Origin of the sequence: Streptomyces sp. CA-106110 (genome assembly GCF_050936285.1) — a bacterium.
Lineage (GTDB): Bacteria > Actinomycetota > Actinomycetes > Streptomycetales > Streptomycetaceae > Streptomyces.
In genome coordinates this window covers 1,675,254-1,697,510 of sequence record NZ_JBNJNB010000001.1, presented here as the reverse complement: position 1 = coordinate 1,697,510, position 22,257 = coordinate 1,675,254, and the positions used below count along the sequence as shown (strand labels likewise).

At 71.9% G+C, this 22,257-nt stretch carries 17 protein-coding genes; 7 read left to right on the top strand and 10 right to left on the bottom strand.

What is annotated here, in order from left to right:
* Window positions 1–183: 183 nt before the first annotated feature.
* Window positions 184–1,203, bottom strand: a complete 1,020-nt coding sequence (locus ACQEXA_RS07935) for a Gfo/Idh/MocA family protein (RefSeq protein WP_432935706.1) — start codon at window positions 1,201–1,203, stop codon at window positions 184–186.
* A 492-nt stretch (window positions 1,204–1,695) separates the two neighbouring features.
* On the opposite strand from ACQEXA_RS07935, the gene asnB reads away from it, so the two are divergent.
* The gene (asnB, locus tag ACQEXA_RS07930) at window positions 1,696–3,540 is read left to right on the top strand and encodes an asparagine synthase (glutamine-hydrolyzing) (RefSeq protein WP_432935708.1); all 1,845 of its coding nucleotides are present in this window, start codon (window positions 1,696–1,698) and stop codon (window positions 3,538–3,540) included.
* A 33-nt stretch (window positions 3,541–3,573) separates the two neighbouring features.
* Here the strand turns inward: asnB and ACQEXA_RS07925 are convergent, their stop codons facing one another.
* Window positions 3,574–5,139 carry an alpha/beta hydrolase gene (locus tag ACQEXA_RS07925; protein WP_432935710.1) on the bottom strand — a complete coding sequence of 522 codons (1,566 nt, stop codon included), beginning with the start codon at window positions 5,137–5,139 and terminating at the stop codon, window positions 3,574–3,576.
* A gap of 336 nt (window positions 5,140–5,475) precedes the next feature.
* Between ACQEXA_RS07925 and ACQEXA_RS07920 the strand changes: the two genes are divergently transcribed.
* Together ACQEXA_RS07920 and ACQEXA_RS07915 are read left to right on the top strand one after the other, a co-directional pair.
* A complete protein-coding gene (locus tag ACQEXA_RS07920; RefSeq protein ID WP_432935713.1) occupies window positions 5,476–6,042 on the top strand; it encodes a chaplin in 567 nt (188 codons plus the stop codon).
* Window positions 6,043–6,381: 339 nt separating this feature from the next.
* On the top strand, window positions 6,382–7,236 hold the full coding sequence (locus ACQEXA_RS07915) for a GNAT family N-acetyltransferase (protein WP_433129193.1): 855 nt from the start codon (window positions 6,382–6,384) through the stop codon (window positions 7,234–7,236).
* A 118-nt stretch (window positions 7,237–7,354) separates the two neighbouring features.
* Here the strand turns inward: ACQEXA_RS07915 and ACQEXA_RS07910 are convergent, their stop codons facing one another.
* From ACQEXA_RS07910 to ACQEXA_RS07900, 3 genes are all read right to left on the bottom strand, one after another.
* On the bottom strand, window positions 7,355–8,560 hold the full coding sequence (locus tag ACQEXA_RS07910; RefSeq protein ID WP_432939828.1) for a vWA domain-containing protein: 1,206 nt from the start codon (window positions 8,558–8,560) through the stop codon (window positions 7,355–7,357).
* A 143-nt stretch (window positions 8,561–8,703) separates the two neighbouring features.
* Window positions 8,704–10,020, bottom strand: a complete 1,317-nt coding sequence (locus ACQEXA_RS07905; RefSeq protein ID WP_432935719.1) for an AAA family ATPase — start codon at window positions 10,018–10,020, stop codon at window positions 8,704–8,706.
* A 207-nt stretch (window positions 10,021–10,227) separates the two neighbouring features.
* Window positions 10,228–11,775: a hypothetical protein gene (locus ACQEXA_RS07900; RefSeq protein ID WP_432935722.1), complete on the bottom strand. Its 1,548-nt coding sequence runs from the start codon at window positions 11,773–11,775 to the stop codon at window positions 10,228–10,230.
* 249 nt (window positions 11,776–12,024) lie between these two features.
* Between ACQEXA_RS07900 and ACQEXA_RS07895 the strand changes: the two genes are divergently transcribed.
* Window positions 12,025–12,798, top strand: a complete 774-nt coding sequence (locus tag ACQEXA_RS07895) for a GNAT family N-acetyltransferase (protein WP_432935725.1) — start codon at window positions 12,025–12,027, stop codon at window positions 12,796–12,798.
* Window positions 12,799–13,062: 264 nt separating this feature from the next.
* On the opposite strand, the gene ACQEXA_RS07890 is transcribed toward ACQEXA_RS07895, so the two are convergent.
* Window positions 13,063–13,326: a GlsB/YeaQ/YmgE family stress response membrane protein gene (locus tag ACQEXA_RS07890; RefSeq protein WP_359401584.1), complete on the bottom strand. Its 264-nt coding sequence runs from the start codon at window positions 13,324–13,326 to the stop codon at window positions 13,063–13,065.
* 287 nt (window positions 13,327–13,613) lie between these two features.
* Here ACQEXA_RS07890 and ACQEXA_RS07885 point away from each other — a divergent pair, with 287 nt between their 5' ends.
* Window positions 13,614–15,068 (top strand): hydrolase, encoded by a 1,455-nt coding sequence (locus tag ACQEXA_RS07885; protein ID WP_432935728.1) that lies wholly within the window; start codon window positions 13,614–13,616, stop codon window positions 15,066–15,068.
* Window positions 15,069–15,245: 177 nt separating this feature from the next.
* Here ACQEXA_RS07885 and ACQEXA_RS07880 read toward each other — a convergent pair whose 3' ends face one another.
* Window positions 15,246–16,427, bottom strand: coding sequence for an ROK family protein (locus ACQEXA_RS07880; protein ID WP_433129191.1), 1,182 nt, complete (start codon window positions 16,425–16,427; stop codon window positions 15,246–15,248).
* 201 nt (window positions 16,428–16,628) lie between these two features.
* Between ACQEXA_RS07880 and ACQEXA_RS07875 the strand changes: the two genes are divergently transcribed.
* Window positions 16,629–18,077 (top strand): APC family permease, encoded by a 1,449-nt coding sequence (locus ACQEXA_RS07875; protein ID WP_432935734.1) that lies wholly within the window; start codon window positions 16,629–16,631, stop codon window positions 18,075–18,077.
* Window positions 18,078–18,316: 239 nt separating this feature from the next.
* Here the strand turns inward: ACQEXA_RS07875 and ACQEXA_RS07870 are convergent, their stop codons facing one another.
* A complete protein-coding gene (locus tag ACQEXA_RS07870) occupies window positions 18,317–19,573 on the bottom strand; it encodes an aminoglycoside phosphotransferase family protein (RefSeq protein WP_432935737.1) in 1,257 nt (418 codons plus the stop codon).
* 87 nt (window positions 19,574–19,660) lie between these two features.
* Here ACQEXA_RS07870 and ACQEXA_RS07865 point away from each other — a divergent pair, with 87 nt between their 5' ends.
* Entirely contained in the window at window positions 19,661–20,428 is a 768-nt protein-coding gene (locus ACQEXA_RS07865) for an ArsR/SmtB family transcription factor (RefSeq protein ID WP_432939831.1), read from the top strand.
* Between the two features lie 117 nt (window positions 20,429–20,545).
* On the opposite strand, the gene ACQEXA_RS07860 is transcribed toward ACQEXA_RS07865, so the two are convergent.
* A complete protein-coding gene (locus tag ACQEXA_RS07860) occupies window positions 20,546–20,986 on the bottom strand; it encodes an SPW repeat protein (protein ID WP_433129189.1) in 441 nt (146 codons plus the stop codon).
* A gap of 79 nt (window positions 20,987–21,065) precedes the next feature.
* Window positions 21,066–22,055: a YihY/virulence factor BrkB family protein gene (locus ACQEXA_RS07855; RefSeq protein ID WP_433129187.1), complete on the bottom strand. Its 990-nt coding sequence runs from the start codon at window positions 22,053–22,055 to the stop codon at window positions 21,066–21,068.
* Between the last annotated feature and the right edge of the window lie 202 nt (window positions 22,056–22,257).

Below are 22,257 nucleotides of genomic sequence, written 5' to 3'. Positions count from 1 at the left end.
GATTTGGCAACACGCGATCCGGTGGTGCTTATGGCATATGCCACAGGCCCGGTGGACGTCCGGACCCCGCTCGGAGTACATGCCCGGGCCCGCCAAGTCGTAGGAGATGTACGGGACTTGAGGGGCTCGGGGGATGGACGGGAAGTCGCTCAGGTGCGCGTTCACCGGCCGTGCGTTCGACCGCTACGCCCGCTCGTACAGCCCCGGCCGTGTGGCCAGGCCGACGGTCTCCCGGGCGCCGCTCCGCTGGGCCCGGACACCGGCCTCGGCGACCGTCGCGGCCGCATAGCCGTCCCATACCGAGGGGCCGGTCACCAGGCCCTTCCTGGTGGCGTCGACCCAGGCCTGCACCTCGCGGTCGTAGGCGTCCGCGAACCGTACGAGGTAGTCCTGTGCGACCTCCTCGCACGCACCGCCCGCGGCCGTGACGACCATGGTGTGCCCGTCCCCGATCCTCGCGCTGCCGTCCTCGCAGACGGCCTCGCAGCGCACCTGGTAGCCGAAGCCCGAGTTGACGAAGATCTCCACGTCGACGACGGTCCCGCCCGAGGTCTCGAACACGACGAACTGGGGATCCAGCAGGCCTTCCGGGGCGTTCGAGGACGCCCGCGGACGCAGCACGGTCACCGCGGTGAGCTCCTGGTCCAGCAGCCAGCGGGCCGCGTCGATCTCGTGCGAGACGGAGCTGTTGATCAGCATGGCCGTGGTGAAGTGCGACGGTGACGACACATTGCGGTGTGTGCAGTGCAGCATCAGCGGCCGGCCCAGCCGGCCGCTGTCGAGCAGCGACTTCAGGCGCATGTACTCGGCGTCGTAGCGGCGCATGAACCCGACCTGCGCGAGCCGCCGCCCGAGCCGCGCCTCCGCCTCCACCACCCGCAGTGCCCCGGCCGCGTCGGGCGCCAGCGGCTTCTCGCACAGCACCGGCAGCCCTCGTGCGAAGGCCTCGAGCAGCGCCTCCTCGTGCGCCGGCCCGGGCGAGGCGATGAGCACGGCCTCGACGCCCGGGGCGTCGAGCGCGGCGGCCGGCTCGGAGTGCACGACGACACCGTCGATGCCCGCCGTGGCCTCCTTGGCGCGATCCGTCTCGGGTTCCGCCACGGCTACGACTCTCGCACCGCTCACCACACGGTCCAGTCGGCGTATATGGTCGGCGCCCATGTGCCCCGCACCCAGTACCGCCACGCCCAACAGGTCGCCCATGAGCCGCCTCCCTCTGCGCTGATCGTCCCTGCGCAGGGTAGACCGCCGGACGTCCGCCCCACGGAGGCGGCGTGCGCCGGCGCTGACCAGACGTCGAGGTGGTGGCCGTCATCGCCGCGGGCCGTCACGCGGTGCTGCCCCTCATGAGCATGCCGGGGCCGGTTCGCCTGGAGCGCCGCCCGCGCTGTGCCGGGCGGCCCGGCCTCGCGTCGTCCCGCGTGCGACGGGCCGGTGCGGCCCCTCGGCCGACCGGGCCGCTCCGCACCTGGAGTGCGGCCCGAAGCAGGCCGCAAGGACGTGCCCGAACGCCGCAGCGCCGCCGGAGTGGCGAGGCATGGGCCGGTCGGACTACGGACGCGTTGCCCGCCGGCCGTACATGGCACACCCTCGTCATATGGCTGCTCGATACAACGGATTGCCGGGAGCGGTCGAGATTCCGAGAAACCGCAGGTGAAGGACATCGTTCCCAGAGGACCTGCGCGGAGGTGACACATGTGCGGCATCACGGGATGGATCTCCTACGACCGTGATCTGCGGGCCGAGGGCGCGACCCTGGACGCGATGACCGCGACCATGGCCTGCCGGGGCCCCGACGCCCGGGGCACCTGGGCCGAGGGACCGGCGGCCCTCGGCCACCGCAGACTCGCGATCATCGACCTGCCCGGCGGGCGCCAGCCGATGACCGTGAAGACCCCCGACGGCACCGTCGTGCTCGTGTACTCGGGGGAGGCGTACAACTTCACCGAACTGCGCCGCGAGCTGACCCGCCTCGGTCACCGCTTCACGACCGACTCCGACACCGAGGTCGTGCTGCGCGGCTACCTCGCCTGGGGCGAGATGGTCGCGGAACGGCTGAACGGCATGTACGCCTTCGCGGTGTGGGACGGCCGCCACGAAAAGCTCGTGATGATCCGCGACCGTATGGGCATCAAGCCCTTCTACTACTTCCCGACCTCCGACGGCGTCCTCTTCGGCTCCGAACCCAAGGCGATCCTCGCCAACCCGCTGGCCCCCGCCCGGGTCGGCGTCGACGGACTGCGGGAACTGTTCGTCATGGTCAAGACGCCCGGACACGCCGTGTGGGACGGCATGCACGAGCTCGAGCCGGGCACCGTCGTCACCGTCGACCGCGAGGGCCTGCACCGACGCGTCTACTGGAAGCTGGAGACCCGGCCGCACACCGACGACCGGGAGGCCTCCGTCGCCACCGTCCGCTCGCTGCTCGAGGACGTCGTGCGCCGCCAGCTGGTCGCCGACGTGCCCCGCTGCACGCTTCTGTCCGGCGGCCTGGACTCCTCCGCGATGACCGCCCTCGCCGCCCAGCAGCTGGCCAGGCAGGGGGAGAAGGTGCGCAGCTTCGCGGTGGACTTCGTGGGGCAGACCGATCACTTCGTCGCCGACGAACTGCGTGCCACCCCAGACAGCCCGTTCGTGCACGACGTCGCCCGCGCCTGGGACACCGAGCACCAGGACATCATCCTGGACGCGCTGTCCCTCGCCGACCTCGAAGTTCGGGCGAAGGTCATCCGGGCGCGCGACCTGCCCGTGGGCCTCGGCGACCTGGACACCTCGCTCTACTTGCTCTTCCGGGCGATCCGCGAGCACTCCACGGTCGCGCTGTCCGGAGAGTCCGCCGACGAGGTCTTCGGCGGCTACCAGCAGTTCTTCGACGAGGACGCCCGGCGCGCTGACACCTTTCCCTGGCTGGTCCACTTCCAGCAGTACTTCGGTGACGAGACCGAGGTCCTGCGCACCGACCTGACCGACGCGCTGGACCTGAAGTCCTACGTGGCCGACAGCTACCGCACGGCGATCTCCGAGATCGTGCGCCTGGAGGGCGAGAGCGACTTCGAGTACCGGATGCGGCAGATCTGCCACCTCCACCTGACCCGGTTCGTGCGCGTCCTGCTCGACCGCAAGGACCGCACGAGCATGGCGGTCGGCCTCGAGGTGCGGGTGCCGTACTGCGACCACCGGCTCGTCGAGTACGTCTACAACACCCCCTGGTCGCTGAAGTCCTTCGACGGCAGGGAGAAGAGCCTGCTCAGAGAGGCGACCGCCGATCTGCTCCCGAAATCCGTGTACGACAGGGTCAAGAGCCCCTATCCCTCCACCCAGGACCCGCAGTACGCGGTCGCCCTCCAGGAACACGTCAGGGACCTTCTGGCCCAGCCCTCCCACCGCGTGTTCGACCTGGTCGACCGGGAACGGGTGCACCGGGCCGCTCATCACGCGGCGCCGCAGATCACGCAGGCTTCGCGGCGCGGCCTCGAACGCACCCTGGACCTCGCTCTCTGGATGGACCTCTACACCCCGCAGCTGTCCTTCACCACTTGACGCCGGGCGCCGTCCGGGCCCGGCATCAGGTGCTCAGTCCGACCGGTCCGGTCCGCACGAGCTGCCGTTGGCCGGCAGGGAGCCGTCCAGGAGGAAGGAGTCGACCTTCTCGCGGACGCACCGGGAGTCCGCGTAACCGGTGTGGCCGTCGTCCCTGTTGTCGAGGACCACCGCAGAGGAGCCGAGGCGCCGGGCGGTCTCCATGGTCCAGCGGTACGGCGTCGCGGGATCCCCGCGCGTGCCGACGAGCAGCATCTTCGGGGTGCGCACGTTCTTCACCTTCTCGCGGATGAAGTCGGTGCCCTTGGGGCGCCCGTAGCACATCAGCACCTCGGTGAGCCGGTACCGCCCGAAGACCGGGGAGGCCTCCTCGTACTCGCCGCGCAGCCGGGCCAGGTCCCCGGTGATCTTGTCGGCGCTCGGCCGGTCCGGGTCGTCGGCGCAGTTGACGGCCATCAGCGCGGCCACCAGGTTGTCGGCGGGCACGTCCTCCGGGTCGACGAGCGCGCCATCCGCACGCGTGGCAGAGGGATACGCCACGCCGGGGCCCAGGAAGCGCATCATCCCGGTGGGATCGCCCAGCTCCACCAGCTGGGACAACGCCTGCTCCAGCAGGGGCCACAGCTGCTTGCTGACGAGGCCCTGCCCGATCGCGCCGACCAGGTCCTGCCCGGAGAACGGCAGGCCGAGAGGGGTCGGCACCGGCTCCTGATCCAGCGTCCTGACGAGCTGCAGGACCTGATTTCCGGCCGAACGGGTGTCCGGGCCGAACGGGCACCCCAGGTCCTTGGCGCACCAGCCGAGGAAGTCCTCGAGCGCGATCTCCTGCCCCTGCGCGCCGGCCAGCCCCTGCTCGGTCAGGGGTTCGGTGAGCGTGTCCACCCCGTCGAGGGCCATGCGGCCCACCTTGTCGGGGAACTGGGCCGCGTACACCGCGCCGAGGCGTGTGCCGTAGGAGAAGCCGAGGTAGTTCAGCTTCTTGTCGCCGAGGGCCTGGCGCATCACGTCCAGGTCGCGCGACGCGTTGATGGTCCCCATGTACGGCAGCACCGGCCCGGAGTGCTTGGCGCACTGCTCGGCCGTCTTGCGCATCTGTTCGAGCGCGGCCCGCGGGTCGCGCTCACCGGCGGGAGCGGTCGCCGTGTCCGTGTCCTCGTCCGTGCCCTGGCCGCAGCTGACGGGTGAGGACCGGCCGACCCCGCGAGGGTCGAACGTCACCACGTCGTAGCCGTTCGTCAGGGGCATGAAGTCCTTGCCCGCCACCGCCAGCACCGGGACGCCGGCGCCGCCCGGACCGCCGAAGTTCAGCAGCACGGAACCGTGCGAGTGGGCGGTGGCACGGTAGCGGGCCATCGCCAGGTCGAGCGTTCCGGTGTCGGGCCTCGCGTAGTCGAGGGGGACTGTCACCGTGCCGCATTCGAGGTCCGGTGGCATCCCTTCGCCTTTGCACGCCGACCACGTGATCCTCTGGTGGTAGAAACGGGACAGATCGGGCTGGCGGTCGGCCGCGACCGAGGGCAGAGCGGCTCCCAGCAGAGCCAGTACCGCGGTCGTGGCCGCCGCCGCGGCTATGGCGGGGCGTGTGTGCGTGGACAGCATCGGCGCCTCCGGGGACGCCCCGGCTGCGGATCCGGCGACGGCCCTCCGATCACGATAGGCGGGCCCCCGCGGGCACGCCTCCCGGGCGGCCGGGACCGGCGGACGTGCCGTGGCCTGCGGCTACGCGGGCGGTACGGCCCCGCTGTCGGTCCAGGCCGCCCTGCCACCCGATGGAGTGAAAGGCAGATAAGCCATAACTCGGATGGTTCGTCTGCGTTTTACGGGGTGCGAGCGACTGCTCGCGACCAAGTCTGGAAGGCAGGGAAACCTATGAAACGGGTTACCTGAAATGGTTTGATCGCTGCGGCCGCCGCCTCGGGGGCGCTGGCTGTGACGATGCCGGCGCATGCGGACTCCGCGGCGGACGGCACCGCGGTCGGTTCGCCCGGACTGATCTCCGGCAGCACCGTTCAGCTCCCGGTTGACGTTCCGGTCAATGTGTGCGGCAACACCGTGTCGGTGGTCGGGCTCCTGAACCCGGCCGCGGGCAACAGGTGTGTGAACCAGGGCGCGCGCACGGCCGGCCCACGGCCGGGGACCCTTTCCCGGGGCGGCGCCACCGCGACCGGCGGTGGCAAGGGTTCCCCGGGCCTGTTCGCCGGAAACAGCGTGCAGTTGCCGGTGCACGTTCCGGTGAACGTCACGGGCAACACGATCGGTGTGGCCGCCGTCGGCAACGCGGCCACCGGCAACAGGTCCACGAACACGTCGAGCACCCACCGCCCCGCCCCGCGGCCCGTCGTGCCGAGGTCGCACACGCAGCCGCGTCCCGTGCCGCGCACGGTCGTGGCCCTTGCACACACGGGCGCGTACGCGACCGTGCCCGCGCTCGCGGGGGGTGCGGCGCTGCTACTGGGCGGGACCGTGCTGTACCGCCGGTTCCGGCCGGGATCGGTCCGCTGAGCCGACCTCGGCTCGCGCGCCGAGGAGGTCCCGCCGGTGATCGGCCGGCGGGACCCTCGGGTCGGCCGAACGCCGTACGGGGCGAAGCCGCCGTGGCATCGCCCCGCGAATCCCATTTCCGCACCGCCTCCTCCCGTATCGACTGGCCCTTTCCCAAGGCTCGCCGTGCGACCGAGTTCCGTTCTGACCGCTCGCCATTGGGCCCTGTTTCTCAACGGCGCGCTCGGCGCGGCGAGTTCGGAACGGCCGGACACCGGATGGTGCGCGACGGGGAGATCGGGAAGGATCTGTCGGCGTGGCCGATCATGGCCCGCGACCCCCACGGAATGGAGCGCAACGATGACCTCTGCGGGTCCCGAAGACCTCGTCGTCACCCGGGCCACCCTCGACGACTGGCCGGTGGTCACCGGCTGGGCGGCGGACGAGGGCTGGAACCCGGGGCTCTCCGACGGCCAGGCCTACTTCGCCCAGGACCCCGAGGGCTTCTTCATCGGCAGGCGTGGCGACGAGCCCGTCTCGGCGATCTCCGTCGTCAACTACGGCGCCGACTACGCCTTTCTCGGCTTCTACCTGGTGCGACCCGACCTGCGTGGCAGCGGCCTGGGGCTGACCACCTGGAAGACGGCCCTCGCCCACGCCGGCGGTCGCACGGTCGGCCTCGACGGAGTCGTCGACCAGCAGGCCAACTACCGCCGCTCCGGCTTCGTGTTCGCCCACCGCACCGTGCGCTTCGGCGGGGCCGCCCCCACCGCGGAGGCGGCCCCCGGAGTGCGCCCCGCGGACAAGGACGACCTCGACGCCGTCGCGGAGTACGACAGCGCCTGCTACCCGGCCGACCGCCCCCGTTTCCTGGAGCACTGGCTGACCACCGCGGGCCACCGGGTCTTCGTCCGGGTCGAGGACGGCCGCCTCACCGGGTACGCGGTGATCCGCCCCGCCCGCGACGGTCTGCGCATCGGCCCGCTGTTCGCCGACACCCCGGAGGGCGCCGACGCGCTGTTCGCCGCGCTGGCCGCCGAGGCGGCCGGCCGGGAGATCGCCATCGACGTCCCCGAGTCGAACGCGGCGGCCGTCGCCCTGGCCGAACGCGCCGGGCTCAGCCCCTCCTTCGAGACGGCCCGCATGTACACGGGCCCGGTCAGGCCCTTCGCCGGGGAGCGCGTGTGCGGGGTGACCACCCTGGAACTCGGCTAGGCGGTTCCGTGCGGATCAGCGGGCGGACCAGACGGAGACGGCGGATATGGGATGTCCGGTCGGCTGGACGGTCGCGGTCGTTTCGTAGCGGGTGGCGACGCCTCGTCACTGTGCCTCCTCAGCCGATGGTGACGACACGCGCCCAGGACGGCGGGGTGTCCGGGACATAGTCGGGGTTCTCCTCGTCCGCGGCGCTGGCGGGACGAGGGAAGAGACCGACGACGGTGCGGCAGGGCGGCTGTGCGGAGGGCCACGGTGTCTGGCCGTCCGTCAGGGCGACGATCACATCGGGGCGGGGCCGGGAGCGGAGCGCCCGGGCGAAACCGGAGCGCAGATCCGTTCCCCCGCCGCCGATCAGTTCCAGGTTCTCGGCACGGCAGAGCGGAACGGCGACCCCGGCCGCCGCGTCGCAGGAGATCACCGAGACCAGGTCGCGCCGCCCGCCCACTGCCCGCGAGATCGCCGCCACCTCCAGCAGCGCGCTGCCCAGCTCGGCGTCGCTCACCGACCCGGAGGTGTCGATCACGATGCAGACCCGGGGCGGGGTACGCCGCAGGCTCGGCAGCAGCACCCGGGGGACTCCGGCCGAGCGCCGGGACGGCCGCCGGTAGCTGTGGTCCTCGCCCACCCCGGGCGCACCCGCCGCCGACCGGACCGCCGCCCCCAGCAACTGCCTCCACGGCTGCGGTGGATGGAACGCCTCGTCCGCCCACCGGCGCCACCCGTCCGGTGCGTCGCCCGGCCGTCCCTTGATCCCCTCGGCGACCCGGAAGCGGACCGCGTCCCGCTGCTGTCTGCTCAGCCCGTGTGCCCCGTCCGGCCCCAGCTCCCAGGGCCGGCCGTGCCCGTCGGCACCGCTGCCGCAGTCCAGCCAGGCCAGGTCCGCGGCGAGTCCGGCCATCGACGCCGTCCGCAGGTACTCCTCCATCAGCAGCCCGTCAGGCAGCCGCAGCAGCGACGGCCGCACCGCTCCGAACGGCTGGGGCAGACCGTCACCGTAGATGTCGTCGTTGATCTCGAAGTCGGCGGCGATGTTGCGCCGCAGCCGCTCGCCCGGCCCGTCCTCCTCCTGCTCCCGCGCATACCGCTCGCCCCGCCCGTGGTGGTCCCGGAGCAGATGGGAGACCTCGTGCACCCAGACGCCCGCCAACTCCTCCACCGGGGTGCGCGCCACGAAACCGGGGGAGACGTAGCAGCGCCAGTGCGCGTCCACCGCCATCGTCGGCACCGACCGGTCCTCCACCACATGCAGCGCGAAGAGCGCGTCGGCCAGGTAGGGGCGGACCTTCACCGCGTGCAGCCGGGCGGCCAGCAACTTCTCCATGTCCAGCGGGAGCCCGCGCCCGTCGTCCGGCCCGCGGGAGGCGACCGGTGGCCCCGGCACGGTGGCCCGCACCGGGCGCGGCGGCGGGGGCGGGGACATCGGGCGCGGCACCGGGCGCGGCCCCGGGCGCTTCGCGGCCCCCGTCATCGGCGCCCACCCGTCGCCCGCCCGGCCTCGGCCGCCGCGGCCCGCCCCACCGACCGGTCCGCCCGCCGGACGAGACCGACCACCCCGGCCAGCCGCTCCACCGCGTCCGGCACCTCCCAGTCGTCGCGCCGCAGCGCGGCCAGCGCCGTGGCCGGGGCGACCACCAGGTCCGGGGCACCGGTCTCCAGCGCCCGGACCAGCACCGCCCAGCCCGCCTCCCACCGGTCCCGCTGCGGCCGCGCCCCGACGGCCGCCACCACCGCCTCCAGCGCCGCCTGACGCAGATCGCCCCGCACCGGCAGCTCGGCGGAAGCCGGATCGGCCAGCAGTGACTCCGGGTCCGGCAGGTCCATCCGGTCCAGATGCGCGAGGAGTTCGAGCCCTGGCCCATCTCCCACAGCGCCCCGCACCAGCAGTGCGAGCACCTCCCGGGAGACGGAGGCGGCCGTGCCGAACGCCAGCAGGGTCAACGCGGCCTCCCAGCTCCGGGGCGAGGGCCAGGCACCGCCGCGCCGTGTCTCGCTGCTCGGCAGCCGGTGGATCAGCGTCGGCCGGGCCTTGAGGAAGCCGCAGACCGCGCGCCGGGCGAAAGCCACTGCCTCCGGCAGCCGCTCCGGCACCAGCCGGGGCAGCTCCGCCCGGGGCCAGACCCCGCCCAGCCCACGCACCACCACGTCCCGGTCGTGCACCCAGTGGAGATGCACGAACCGGTTGGCCAGCGGCGGGCTCAGCTCCCACCCGTCCGCCGCCGACGCGCGCGGATTGGCCGCAGCCACGATCCGTACCCCCGGCGGCAGTTGCAGCGCACCAACCCTCCGCTCCAGGACGACCCGGAGCAGCGCGGCCTGAACGGCCGGCGTGGCGGTGGAGAGTTCGTCAAGGAAAAGCAGGCCCCGCCCGGCCCGGACGAGCTCCACGGCCCACTGCGGCGGCGCCATCGGTACTCCCTGCACCGCCGGGTCGTCGCCCACGATCGGCAGCCCGGAGAAGTCCGACGGCTCGTGGACGCTGGCGATCACGGTCGTCAGCGGCAGGCCCAGGGACGTGGCCAGCTGCGTCAGGGCCGCGGTCTTGCCGATGCCCGGCTCGCCCCAGAGCAGCACGGGCAGGTCGGCCGCGACGGCCAGGGTGAGCGCTTCGAGCTGCTCGTCGGGGCGCGGCTCGGTGGTGGTGGTCCGCAGCAGAGTCAGGAGGTCGTCGGCGAGGCCGAGTTGGGCGCGGGTTGCGGATGCGCCGGCAGGCGCGTCGGCGGGAACGGATGCGGGCGCGTCGGCGACCGGAACCGCGGCGGGCAGGAGCGTGCTGGAGATCATGGGCATCACCTGGGGTGGGATAGGGGATCGGGACGGAACAGGACGGCCCGTCCCGGATGGCATGGGGGCGTGCGGCGCGGAATGCGCCGGGAGGGAAAAGGGCTTCGGCGGATGCGGCCGGTCCGGCGGACAACCCGGCCGAGCGGCCAACTGGTTGGGCGAACCGGTCGAACGGTCAGGGGGTCGCCCGGTCAGACGGTCGACCGGTCAGCAGGCCAGGCCGGTGCGCGGCCGGGCCCGAGCGCTGAGCTTGCGGCGCAGTGCGAAAGGCGCACGGCGGCCGAGCCGGGGGCGGTGGTTGGCCTCCGCGTGTCCCGCACCCGAGGGGTTCCCGCCCCCTGCCGCACCGGCACCGGGGTGCACGGCGACCAGTCCCGAACGGAAGAGCCCGTGGTCGACTCGGCGGGCCGCGGCCGACTCCAGTGCCTCCCGGAGCGGCCCGTCGCGCAGGATCGCGCCGGGACCGAGCAGCCCCTCGACCACGGCCAGCGCCCCGGAGACGTCACCGTGGCCGAGCCGCTCCCGGACCGCGGGCAGCGCCTCCGGGCTGCGGTGCACCGCGTCGATCGCCCGCAGGCAGGGCATCGCCGACCCGCCGAGCGCCACCAGCAGCTCTTCCCGGCGCAGTTGGGCCGGATCGTGATCGATCGCCGTCAGCACCCCGTCCCGCAGGGCGATCCGGTGCAGCTCGCCCCGGCAGTCCACCCGGTGCGGATCGCCGGTCTGGGGGAAGAGACCGGACACCGGTGCCGAGTCGGACGTAGCCATCGATCCGGACACCGCCACCGAGCCGGACTCCGCCAGTGCGGCGGCGACGAGTGGATGCAACCGATCGGCCGCGACCAGCCCGGCCCGCAGCAGCTCCAGATCCGGAAGGACCCGGGCAGCCGCCTCCGGCAGCACCGGAAGCGCGGCGACCACCTGCGGCGGCAGCGCCTCCCGCAGCTCCCGGAACGTCGGGGCATGGCTGTCGTCGGGGGCGACGAGTTCGAGCACGACGCGGCTTTGCGCAGCGAGCCGCACGGTGAAGGCGCCACGAGGGCGCCCCTCCGCCTGCAGCAGCAACTCCGCCTCGCCGGCCCAAGTTCCAGCCGCCCACGGGGAATCGTGGACGGTGGACCGATCGGGCCGATCTGGCCAGTCCCGCAGACCTGACAGGGCTGACCCGCCGGGCGTGTGACGCGGGTCGGGCGGTGCCGTGGACGGTGTCCCGCCCGCGCCGCACCTCCGCGCCAGTTCGCCGCTCCGCCCGGCGTCCCAGAGGTGCCGGTGCAGGTCGAGCCGGAAACGCCGGTCGGGATGCGGGTGCGGATGGTGCCCAGGGGTGCCGTTCCCGGAGCCGTCCCACAGGGCCAGGGACATCCGCTGTCCGGCGTCCGCCCAGGCCGGCGGTGTCCGCACCACCAGCTGCAGTGGAGGTGCGCCGGAACTCCGGTAGCGGGCCAGCGAGACGGTGAGGCCGGGCCGGAGCCGCCCGTCGGGGGCGATCCGGGGCATGTGCCAGCGGAGCAGATCCGGCGCCAGCCGGCGCAGGTCCGCACGGAGGCGGGTGACGAGATCGGCGCCGTGGCGGTCGCGCACGGCGCGCAGATCAAGATCGACGTCGATCCGGGCGGCGGCGCAGGCCCCCGCCCAGTCGCCGACCGCACGTCGTGCGGTCGCAGTCTCGATCATGGACGGTGGCACGGCGTACTCGCGCACGCGCTGCCACATCAAGAGGTGGGCCGGAGATCGGTTCGCGATGTGATGTGCCATCAGCACTCACCTTGCGCGAACGATTCCCCCGTTCCGTACGAGGAGGAGTTCTTCATCGGCGGCATCGTAACCACCCCGACGTTGATCTGTCAGTCCCTTTTGGCCGCCCATCGGCCCCGCCTCGACGCACGGCACAACCCCCCGGGCGGGACGCACCGGAGGGTGCGCCGTGGCCGGGGACCCGGGTGAAGGCCGCCGGGAAAGGGATATTAACGTGCGGATATACGTCCTGCATGCTGGAATGAGTTCATGGACCACGCTGCCGTACTCGCGCTGTACGACCGGGACATGCGCCAGGGAGCCCGGCCCGACGGGCCCGACGCTCGCATCGAGCGTGATGCACGGGTGGTGCGCCAGGTCGGCTCGGAGTACGGCTGGAACGGGATCCTCTGGTCCGATCTGGACGAGACGACCGCGGACGAGGCGATCGCCGAGCAGGTCCGCCACTTCTCCGGACTCGGCCTTGAGTTCGAGTGGAAGCTCTACGGGCACGACCTGCCGGTCGACCTCGGCACGCGGCTGCGGGCGGCCGGATTCACGCCCGAGCCCGAAGAGACGGTGATGGTCGCCGAGGTCGCCGAGCTGTCCCTCGATACCGAACCGCCCGAGGGAATCCGCATCGTGCCGGCCACCGACGCGAGGGGCATCGGTCTGGTGGCAGAGGTCCACGAGAAGGCGTTCGGCACGGACAGCTCGAAGCTGCGCCACCAGTTGCTCGCTCAACTGGCCGGGGACCCGGACGGCCTCGTCGCCGTGCTGGCCCTCGCGGGCGACGAACCGGTCAGCGCGGCACGTATGGAACTGGTCCCGGGAGCCCGTTTCGCGGGACTGTGGGGCGGCGGCACCGTTGCCGACTGGCGGGGCCGTGGGATCTACCGGGCGCTGGTCGCCTGTCGCGCCAGGGTCGCCGCCTCCCGCGGCTACCGCTACGCCCAGGTCGACGCCGGCGCGCAGAGCCGCCCCATCCTGGCCCGCCTCGGCTTCGAGCCCTTGACCACGACGACGCCGTACGTCTCTCCGTGACCGGATAACGAGCGAGTCACAGGGCGAGCCGGTACTCCGCAGCCCGGTGTGCGGGCGCTCGGGCCGAGCGCATGCGCGAACGGCGCGTTGGCGTCCGCCGGGTCCGTGCGCCGTGGTGCGCCCCCGCCCGGTCCGCAGTCGCGGCGCCCAGAGCCGCGACGCCCGGCGGGAGCCCGTGGCGGGGTGCGGGGCTTCGAGGCCCGTAGCACCCAGCCGCCACGGCTTGCCCACGGCACCGGGATCCGGTACGAGCGCGCAGCGCGGTCAGCGGTGCGCCTGTGCCCGGTCGAGAGCCGCGACGCCCAGCGCCGCCAGGCCTATCTGAATGAGCCACTCGATCCAGTCGACGCCCTTGGTGTCGGCCACTCCCATCGCGGCAGCTATCCCGGATCCGATGAAGGCCGCCACGATGCCGACGAGGATGGTCCACAGGATGCCGATGCGCTGCCGTCCGGGCACGACGAGCCGCCCGAGGATACCGATGATGAGCCCGATGACGATGGCACCGATGATGCTCGAAATCTCCATCTTCGCCCCTTGGTGTGAAGGCCTCTGCAGTACTTCGTCTGCCCGGCGCGCGCGGCAACAGTCCGTTCCGTTTCAACCTCCGGTCAACGCCGGGTCAATCCTCGGCCTGCCGTAGGGGCGCTCCGCTGTTCCGCCCTCGTTCTGCCATGTACCGTTCAACAGTCCGTCGCGCGGGCGGCGTAGAAAGAGAGATCTACGCGCGCAGACAGCGATGGCGCGGTTCTCCGCGCGAAGACGAACGGCACCCGCACGCTCCTTCCCCGACTCCCCACACGGAGGTCCGCCGGATGCTCGGACTCACCAAGTCACGTCACAGACTCACCACGGCGCTCGCCGTGTTCGGGCTGCTCGCCACGGGCGCCGCCGTCCAGGCGGCCACCGGCGCCACGCCCGCCCACGCGGCCACCCCCCACCGCGTCCTGTTCGACAACGCGCACGCGGAGACCGCCGGCAACGCCGACTGGATCATCTCCACCAGCCAGCCCGACCCCCTCGGCCAGGACTCCACGCCGTCCGCCGAGACGGACTGGACCGGCGCTCTCTCCTCCTGGGGCGTCGCCCTGCAGAAGACGGGCAACTACAGCCTCAAGACGCTGCCTTCGGGCTCCAGCCTGAGCTACGGGGGTTCGTCCGCCACCGATCTGTCGAAGTTCGACACGCTGGTCCTGCCGGAGCCGAACACGCTGTTCACGACGGCCGAGAAGACGGCCATCATGAACTTCGTCAAGAACGGCGGCGGCCTGTTCATGATCTCCGATCACACCGGAGCCGACCGCAACAACGACGGCAACGACGCGCTCAAGATCCTGAACGACCTGATGACCAACAACAGCGTCGACTCCACCGACCCGTTCGGCTTCTCGATCGACTCGCTGAACATCACCTCCGGCTACCCGGCCGCCATCAGCTCCGCCACCGATCCCGTCCTGCACGGCTCCTTCGGCACGGTGACCAAGAGCCTCATCGCCAACGGCACCACCGCCACCCTCAAGCCGTCGGACAATTCGTCCGTCAAGGGCCTGGTCTACCGCAGCGGTTACTCCGGCAACACCGGAGCCTTCTTCCTGACCAGCACCTTCGGCAGCGGCCGCGTCGCGTTCTGGGGCGACAGCTCGCCCATCGACGACGGCACCGGTCAGTCCGGCAACACGCTGTACGACGGCTGGAACGACTCCGGCGCCACCAACGCGGCCCTCGCCCTCAATGCCACCGAATGGCTCTCCGGCGCGAGCGGCAGCAGCGGGGGCGGTGGGGGCGGTGGCTCCACCTGCACCGCCGCTCAGCTCCTCGGCAACAACGGCTTCGAGTCCGGCGCCACCACCTGGAGCGCCAGCAGCGGCGTCATCACCAACGACACCGGTGAGTCGCCCCGTACGGGGTCGTACTACGCCTGGCTGAACGGCTACGGCTCCGCGCACACCGACACCCTGTCCCAGTCGGTCGCCATCCCCTCCGGCTGCACCTCCACCACCCTGAGCTTCTACCTCCACATCGACACGGCGGAGACCACCACCAGCACCGCGTACGACACGCTCAAGGTCCAGGTTCTGAACAGTTCCGGGACCGTGCTGGGCACCCTCGCGACGTACTCCAACCTCAACGCCGCGAGCGGCTACACCCAGCGCAGCTTCAACCTGGCGAGCTACGCCGGGCAGACCATCACGCTCAAGTTCACCGGCACGGAGGGTTCCACCCTCCAGACGTCGTTCGTCGTCGACGACACGGCGCTCAATGTGAGCTGACGCCCCGCAAGGGGTGGGCCCGTTGAACGGGCCCACCCCTTGCGGGTGATGCCGCGAAGAGGGCCTGCTCCGTTGGCGGCGCCCCCGCAGGATGAAAGTAAGCAAACTTTACTAGCGGCGAACAAGCCGGAGCGCGGCCGCAGTTGCGTCAAACGCCGTGGCTTCCGGTCGGGCCGTTCAAGAGGCCGAGCGGCGTTCGAAGACCACGTCCCGCGCCGTCCCCAGCGCCGTCGCGAGCGCGCCCAGCAGCACCGCGTCCTCGCCCAGCCGGCTCGGTGCGATCTTCGGGCGCAGTGGAGTGAGTGCGCGCAGCGTCTCCCGTACGGGGCGCAGCAGCAGGTCGACGCTGTGGCCCACCCCGCCGCCGAGCACCACGAGGTCGGGGTCGAGCACGGCCGCCGCGGCCGCCACCGTGTGCGCGATCCGCTCGCCCTCCAGCCGTACCGCACTGATCGCGGCGGGATGCTCCTTCCGGGCCGCCTCGAACACGTCCTTCGCCGTGAGCTGGCCCGTCATGCCGAACGCCCGCGCCGACTCGACGACGGCCACACCCGACACCGCGTCCTCCAGCGTCTCCGGCTTCTGCCGCCCCGGCCACGGCAGGAAACCGATCTCCCCGGCCCCGCCGTGTGCGCCTGTGAACAGCCGTCCCTCGCTGACCACGCCCATGCCGAGCCCGGTGCCGATCAGGATGTACGCGAACAGCCGGCTGCCCGCGCCGACACCGTACGTGTACTCGCCGAGCGCGGCGAGGTTGGCGTCGTTGTGCACCTCCAGCGGGATGCCCAGCTCCTCGCGCATCCGGTCGAACAGCCCGGCCCGGCCCCAGCCCGGCAGGTGCATCGCGTAGCGCACCCGGCGCCGCTCCTCGTCGTACACGCCGGGGGTGCCCACCACCGCGTGCGCCACCTCGCCACGCCCGGCCCCCGAGCCCGCGACCACCTGCCGGGCGGTGTCGACGACCAGTTCGGCCATGGCCCCCGAAGTGCGGGCCCGATTGCGCACATCGGACCGGGCGACCACCTCGCCGTCGAGGTTGGCCACCGCAACCCGCAGCCAGCCGCGTCCGATGTCGATGCCGAGCGCGTACCCCGCGGCCGGGTCGGGGGCGTACAGGACCGCCATCCGGCCGCGCTCGGGCGTGTGCGTGCCCACCTCGCGGACCAGGCCGGCGTCCGCCAGGGCCGCGAGCGCGCTGGAGACCGTCGGCTTCGACAGGCCCGTCTCCCGGGCGAGTTGGGCCCGCGAGGCGCTGCCCGCCGCGCGCAGCCGGTCCAGGAGCAGCCGCTCGTTGGTGCTGCGCAGCCGCTGGCGGCTCCAGGTCTGTTCCGGCTGATCTGCGGGTTCTCGCGCGGGCATCGCACCATTCTCACGTATTCCTGACGCGCTCTTGACGCGTCTAGTAAGGCTCCTTAACTTTATCGCCCAGTCAGCCTCGCCGGGCGAGCCAAGGGGAGCCCAGCGCCGGCCGGATACCCGCCGGCCTTGATCCGTCTGCCGCCGCTCGACGCCGGCACACAGTCCGTACATCTCTCCCCGCGTCCCGCTTCAGGAGGTCCCGTGTCCGCCAATCCGCCGCCCAACGGCGGTTTCGTCCGCCGAGTCGGCCTGTTCCAGGCCACCGCCATCAACATGAGCCAGATGTGCGGCATCGGGCCGTTCGTCACCATCCCGCTGATGGTCGCCGCGTTCGGCGGCCCCCAGGCGGTCATCGGCTTCATCGCGGGCGCGCTGCTGGCGCTCGCCGACGGGCTCGTCTGGGCCGAAATGGGCGCGGCCATGCCCGGTTCCGGCGGCAGTTACGTCTATCTGCGCCAGGCGTTCCAGTACCGCTCGGGACGCCTGATGCCGTTCCTGTTCGTGTGGACGGCGATGCTCTTCATCCCCCTGATCATGTCCACCGGTGTGGTGGGCTTCGTCCAGTACCTCGGTTATCTGGCACCGGACCTCAACAAGACCGCCGGCGACCTGATCGGGCTCGGCGTCATCGCCCTGGTGATCCTTCTGCTGTGGCGGGGCATCGAGAACATCGCCCGGATTACGGCGGTGATGTGGGCTGTGATGATCGCCTCGGTGCTGCTGGTGATCGTCGCGGCGGCCTCGGACTTCAGCCCGCACCTGGCCTTCACCTACCCGGCGCACGCCTTCGACCTGGCGAGCAACCACTTCTGGATCGGCTTCGCGGCGGGTCTGACCATCGGCATCTACGACTACCTGGGCTACAACACCACCGCGTACATGGGCGCCGAGATCAAGGACCCGGGCCGTACCCTCCCGCGGTCGATCGTCTTCTCGATCCTCGGCATCATGGCGATCTACCTGCTCCTGCAGATCGGCACGCTCGGTGTCATCGACTGGCACCGTATGATCGACCCGAACGACATCGCGTCCACGTCGGTGGCATCGGCGGTGCTGGAGAAGACCTGGGGCAAGGGCGCGGCGGACACCGTCACCGTCCTGATCCTCATCACCGCTTTCGCCTCGGTGTTCACCGGTCTGCTCGGCGGCTCCCGGGTTCCCTACGACGCCGCCCGCGAACGCGTCTTCTTCCGCCCGTACGGCAAGCTGCACCCGAAGCACCGTTTCCCGACGCTGGGCCTGGCCACCATGGGTGTGATCACGGCCATCGGCTTCCTGATCGGCCGTCACACCGACCTGGCGACCCTGATCCAGCTGCTCACCACGGTGATGGTGCTGGTCCAGGCGCTGGCACAGATCGTGGGTCTGACGGTCCTGCGCAAGCGGCAGCCGACGCTGCGGCGGCCGTACCGGATGTGGCTGTACCCCGTGCCGAGCATCGTGGCCCTCGTCGGCTGGCTGGTCATCTACGGCTACGCGGACAAGAACTCCCCGGGCCGCCACCCGATCGAGTGGTCGCTGGCCTGGCTGGCGCTCGGCTGCGTGGCGTTCGTGATCTGGGCCCGTCTGGAGAAGGTCTGGCCGTTCGGCCCGAAGGAGATCGCGGAGGAGTACCTCGACGCTCCGGCGCCGGAACCGGCCGGAGCGTGAGGGCAGAGCCGTGACAGAGGGGCGGGCGCCCGCGGCGCCCGCCGGTGGCCGGCCCGCCGGGGGTGTGGGGCCGGCCACCCGCACGACGCACGCCGGTTCTCACGACCATTCACCCGTTCAAGGGCATGGGCCCGTCTGTCGGCCCCTCAGCGCGCCCTGGCGATCCTGTGCCGCGGCGGCGCAGGAGACGCCTGTGCAGGCCCGGAGGCGTCGTTCCGGCGCGCTTCGACCGGAGTGGGCTAGCGGAACTCCCCGGACGTCCCGGCCCCGGGCTGCCCGAGGCGAAGGTCCGTGAGGGACGGGCTCGGGTGTGTCGCGCGCCGCGCCGCGCTGCGGAGCGCCGAAGCCGGGTCCCCCTCGTGGTACGGCCGCTCCGACGTCTCGATGCCGTCGAGGAACTCCTGGTAGCGCACGGCGTACATGAGCTGGGCGAGCGGCTCGGCGAGCCGCAGGGCCCGGACCGGGTCGCTTCCGGGAGCGTGGGCCTTCCAGGCCTCGGCCCAGGCGCGGGCCGCCGTGGCCCGGGCGGGCTCGGGGAGGAAGTCATGGGCGCGCAGGCCGTCCACCACCGGGTTGCCCCAGTGGGCGTCCGCGAAGTCCAGGACGACCGGACGGCGGCCGTCGCTGCGCCAGTTGCCCGGGTGGAAATCGCCGTGCACCACCGTGTCGGGCAGCCCGCACTCCGCGAGCTGCCGCCAGCCGCCCGCCAACCCCCTTACCGTCGCCAGCTCCTGAGAGGTCAGCTCGGCCGCGACCGGGCCGTCGAGCAAGGCCTCCACCCGGTCCGGGAGCACCGCGGTACTCCAGTCCCGCAGACCGGCGGGCCGGTTCGACGCGAGGGATGCCTGTGCCGCGACGAACCGCTCCATCACCGCCGCCACCGTCGCGGATGAAGCGCCATAGCAGTCCTCGCCGGGTATGTGCTCCATGAGGATCCGCCGCTCGCCCCCGCCGAGCAGGATCGGCACCAGTCCGGGATCCACACGGGCGAACGCGCGCACGGTGGCCGCCTCGTCCGCCGCGAAGTGCGGGGTCGCCTTGAGCCAGACCGGTCCGCTCGCGGTGGGCAACCGGAACAGGCCGGCCAGGTTCCAGGTCCGCCGCTGCTCGACACGTCCGGTGACGGGACGGCCCGCCGCCTCCAGGGTGCGGCCTGCCCAGTCGATGAGTTCCCGCAGGCCCTCGGCGCGGGCCCACGGGGCGCGGAGCGCGTCGTCCCGCGTCAGCGGACCCCCGTCGAGGGGACGGGATTCCAGCAGTCCGGGCGCCGGACGCCGCGACGCCTCGACGTGGTACGTCGCGTGGCCGTCCCGCCCTCCCTCACCACCGTCCACCGTCAGCAGCCGCAGCACGAGCACCTGCACACCCAGCATCCCCTCGAGGCGGCCGATGACCGGCTCGACCTCCTGCCACCACGGCACCTCCACGGGAAAGGGTCCGACGACGCCCAGGACGTCCTCACCCGCGGTCACCCACGCACTGACGGTTCGGCTCACCGGGCCAGTGTGCGGGCGGGTGCCCTCCTTGACATGCAAGTATTTGCCTGCATAACGTTGAGTGTGCGATCAGAGAGCGACTCCGAGATGGATCAGGTCTTCAAGGCCCTGGCCGACGCCACGCGCCGGCGGCTGCTGGACCGGCTGCACGAGCACGGCGGGCAGACGCTCGGCGAGCTGTGCGCACACATCGACATGACGCGTCAGTCCGTCACCCAGCACCTGGCCGTGCTGGAGGGCGCCAACCTGGTCAGCACCGTGCGGCGCGGACGGGAGAAGTTGCACTACCTCAATCCGGTGCCGCTGCACGAGATCCAGGAGCGCTGGATCGACAAGTTCGAGCGCCCGCGTCTGCGCGCGCTGAGCACCCTGAAGCGAAAAGCCGAGGAAGCCATGGCCGACAAGCCCACGTTCGTGTACGTCATCTATATCGAGAGCACACCCGAGGCCGTCTGGGACGCGCTCACCGACCCCGGCCTCACCGCCGCGTACTGGGGCCACAGCAATGTCTCCGACTGGAAGCCCGGCTCCCGCTGGGAGCACGTCCGCACGGACGGATCGGGCATCGCCGACGTGGTCGGAGAGGTGATCGAGAGCGAACGGCCCACCCGCCTCGTCACCACCTGGGCCGCGCCCGAGGACGAAGGGCGCAAGGACACGTACTCCCAGGTCACCTTCGACGTCCAGCCGCACGCCGACATCGTCAAACTGACCGTCACCCATGAAGACCTGGCGGACGAGACGGCGCGCGCGGACGCCGCCGGAGGCTGGGCGGCCGTGCTGTCCAACCTGAAGTCGCTGCTCGAGACGGGCAGTCCGCTGCCGCAGGAACCGTGGCTCATGCCGAACCGCTGACGCGCGTGTGGCGGGGCTTGTCCGGGTACGGCGCGGCCGGTCCGCGGCCGCGGACCGGCCGACCGGTCTCCTTCCGTGCTCGCCGCACCCGGCGACCGGGGGTGGGTGTCGCGGCGGCTATGCGGGCGGGTTGCTCCTCACCGCCGCCCCCGCGCAGAGCGTGCCGAGGACCACGCCTAGGGCGCCGATGACGATGCTGTTGACCACGACTCCGGTGTCCGGGGCGGTGCCGACGATCCACGGCGAGATGATCATCCATGCGCCCATCGCGCACATGGCCCAGCTCAGGCCGTACATCCTCTCCGGCACGATGGTGAATCCGAGGGCCAGCAGCCCGAACGCGATGCCCATGATGAGGTTGTGCGTCGCGATCGCCGGCTGGCTCCTCGTGTAGTGGAGTATCCACGGGGACGCGGCGCAGTACAGACCGAGGAGGAACACCGGCCCGTCCACGAGCGCCACATCGCGAGAACCGAGCATGCGGGCGTAGCGGGCCCGCATCTCATGGACATCAGGATGGGCGCTGATGTCACCTCTGCTGTGCGAGACGTCAGCCATGACTCGTCTCCTTCGACTCCGCAGGCCTGACCGCTTCTGGTGCGATGCGCGGTAAGTGCCACATAAAGGTATTTTGCGCTTATTTTTTCCTTATGTGTAGCGGCTGCGAAGTGTTCCCGGCCCGGGACGACGCCCCACGGGCCAGTTCGGCGGTGAACTGGGCGCCCGCCAGCAGCGACAGATGGGACATCCACAGCCACACAAGGAACACCACCACCCCCGCGAGGGACCCGTAGAGCCTGCTGTAGGTGCCGAGTCCGGCGGCGTACGCGGTGAAGCAGAAGGACGCGGCCAGCCACAGCGCCGCCGCGAGCACCCCGCCCGGCAGCGCATGGCGCAACGCGCGCGCCTCGGGGGGTCCGGTCCGGAAGAGGACGAGCACCAGGAGCGCCACCACGGCCACCAGTGCGGGCCAGCGCATCAGCGCCCACACGGCCGTCCCCGCCTCGCCCATCCCCGCCCACCGGCCCAGGTCCCGCACCATGGGGCCGCCGAGAACCAGCAGCAGCGCACTGCAGAACAACAGCGCCAGCAGTGTGACGGCCGTGAGCAGGATGCGGTGCGCCTTGCGCAGGGCGGGCCGGGTGTCGGCGACGCCGTGCTGGTCGTGCAGGGCCCGGCGGAAGACCGCCAGATAGCTGGAGGCCGACCACAGTGCGCTCGCCCCGCCGCCCACGGCCACCGTGACCGCGGCCGACCGCTCCCCGGCGAGCCGGAGCAGCGTACTGTGCAGGGCCGAGCCCGCTTCGGCCGGCGCCCATGTCGTGACGTGAGCGGTCAGCGCGTCCGTGAGGTGCGGGCTGATCGCGCCGATCAGTGAGAGCGTCATGAGGAGCGTGGGCAGCAGGGCGAGGATCGCGTAGTACGTCAGGGCTGCGGCCCAGTCCGACACATCGTCCCGCCACATCGCCACCGGGGTGCGCCGCAACGCCTCCCACAGCACCGGCCCCGAGCGGCGGAGCCGGGCTGCCGCGCGTGCGGCGCCCGGCCGCACACCCGCTCCGGAGTGGGCGCCGACCCGCCGTAGCCATGACCGCCTCCGGTGAGACAGCGACGCGTGTCCGTCCACGGCCGTCCTTCCGTCCGTGCCGCGTCGCGCGCGGCTCTCCGTGCCGCCGTCCGGTCGTCGCGCGGTCCCGAGCGGCGGACCCGTCTCTCACCGCCTTCCCGCAGTCGCGGACGAAAGGCCACTGCATCACCCGGGCGCAGGAAAGGGGCGACCCCGCCGAACGCGAAGTGCATTGTTCTCGCATCGAATATCTCATCGGAGA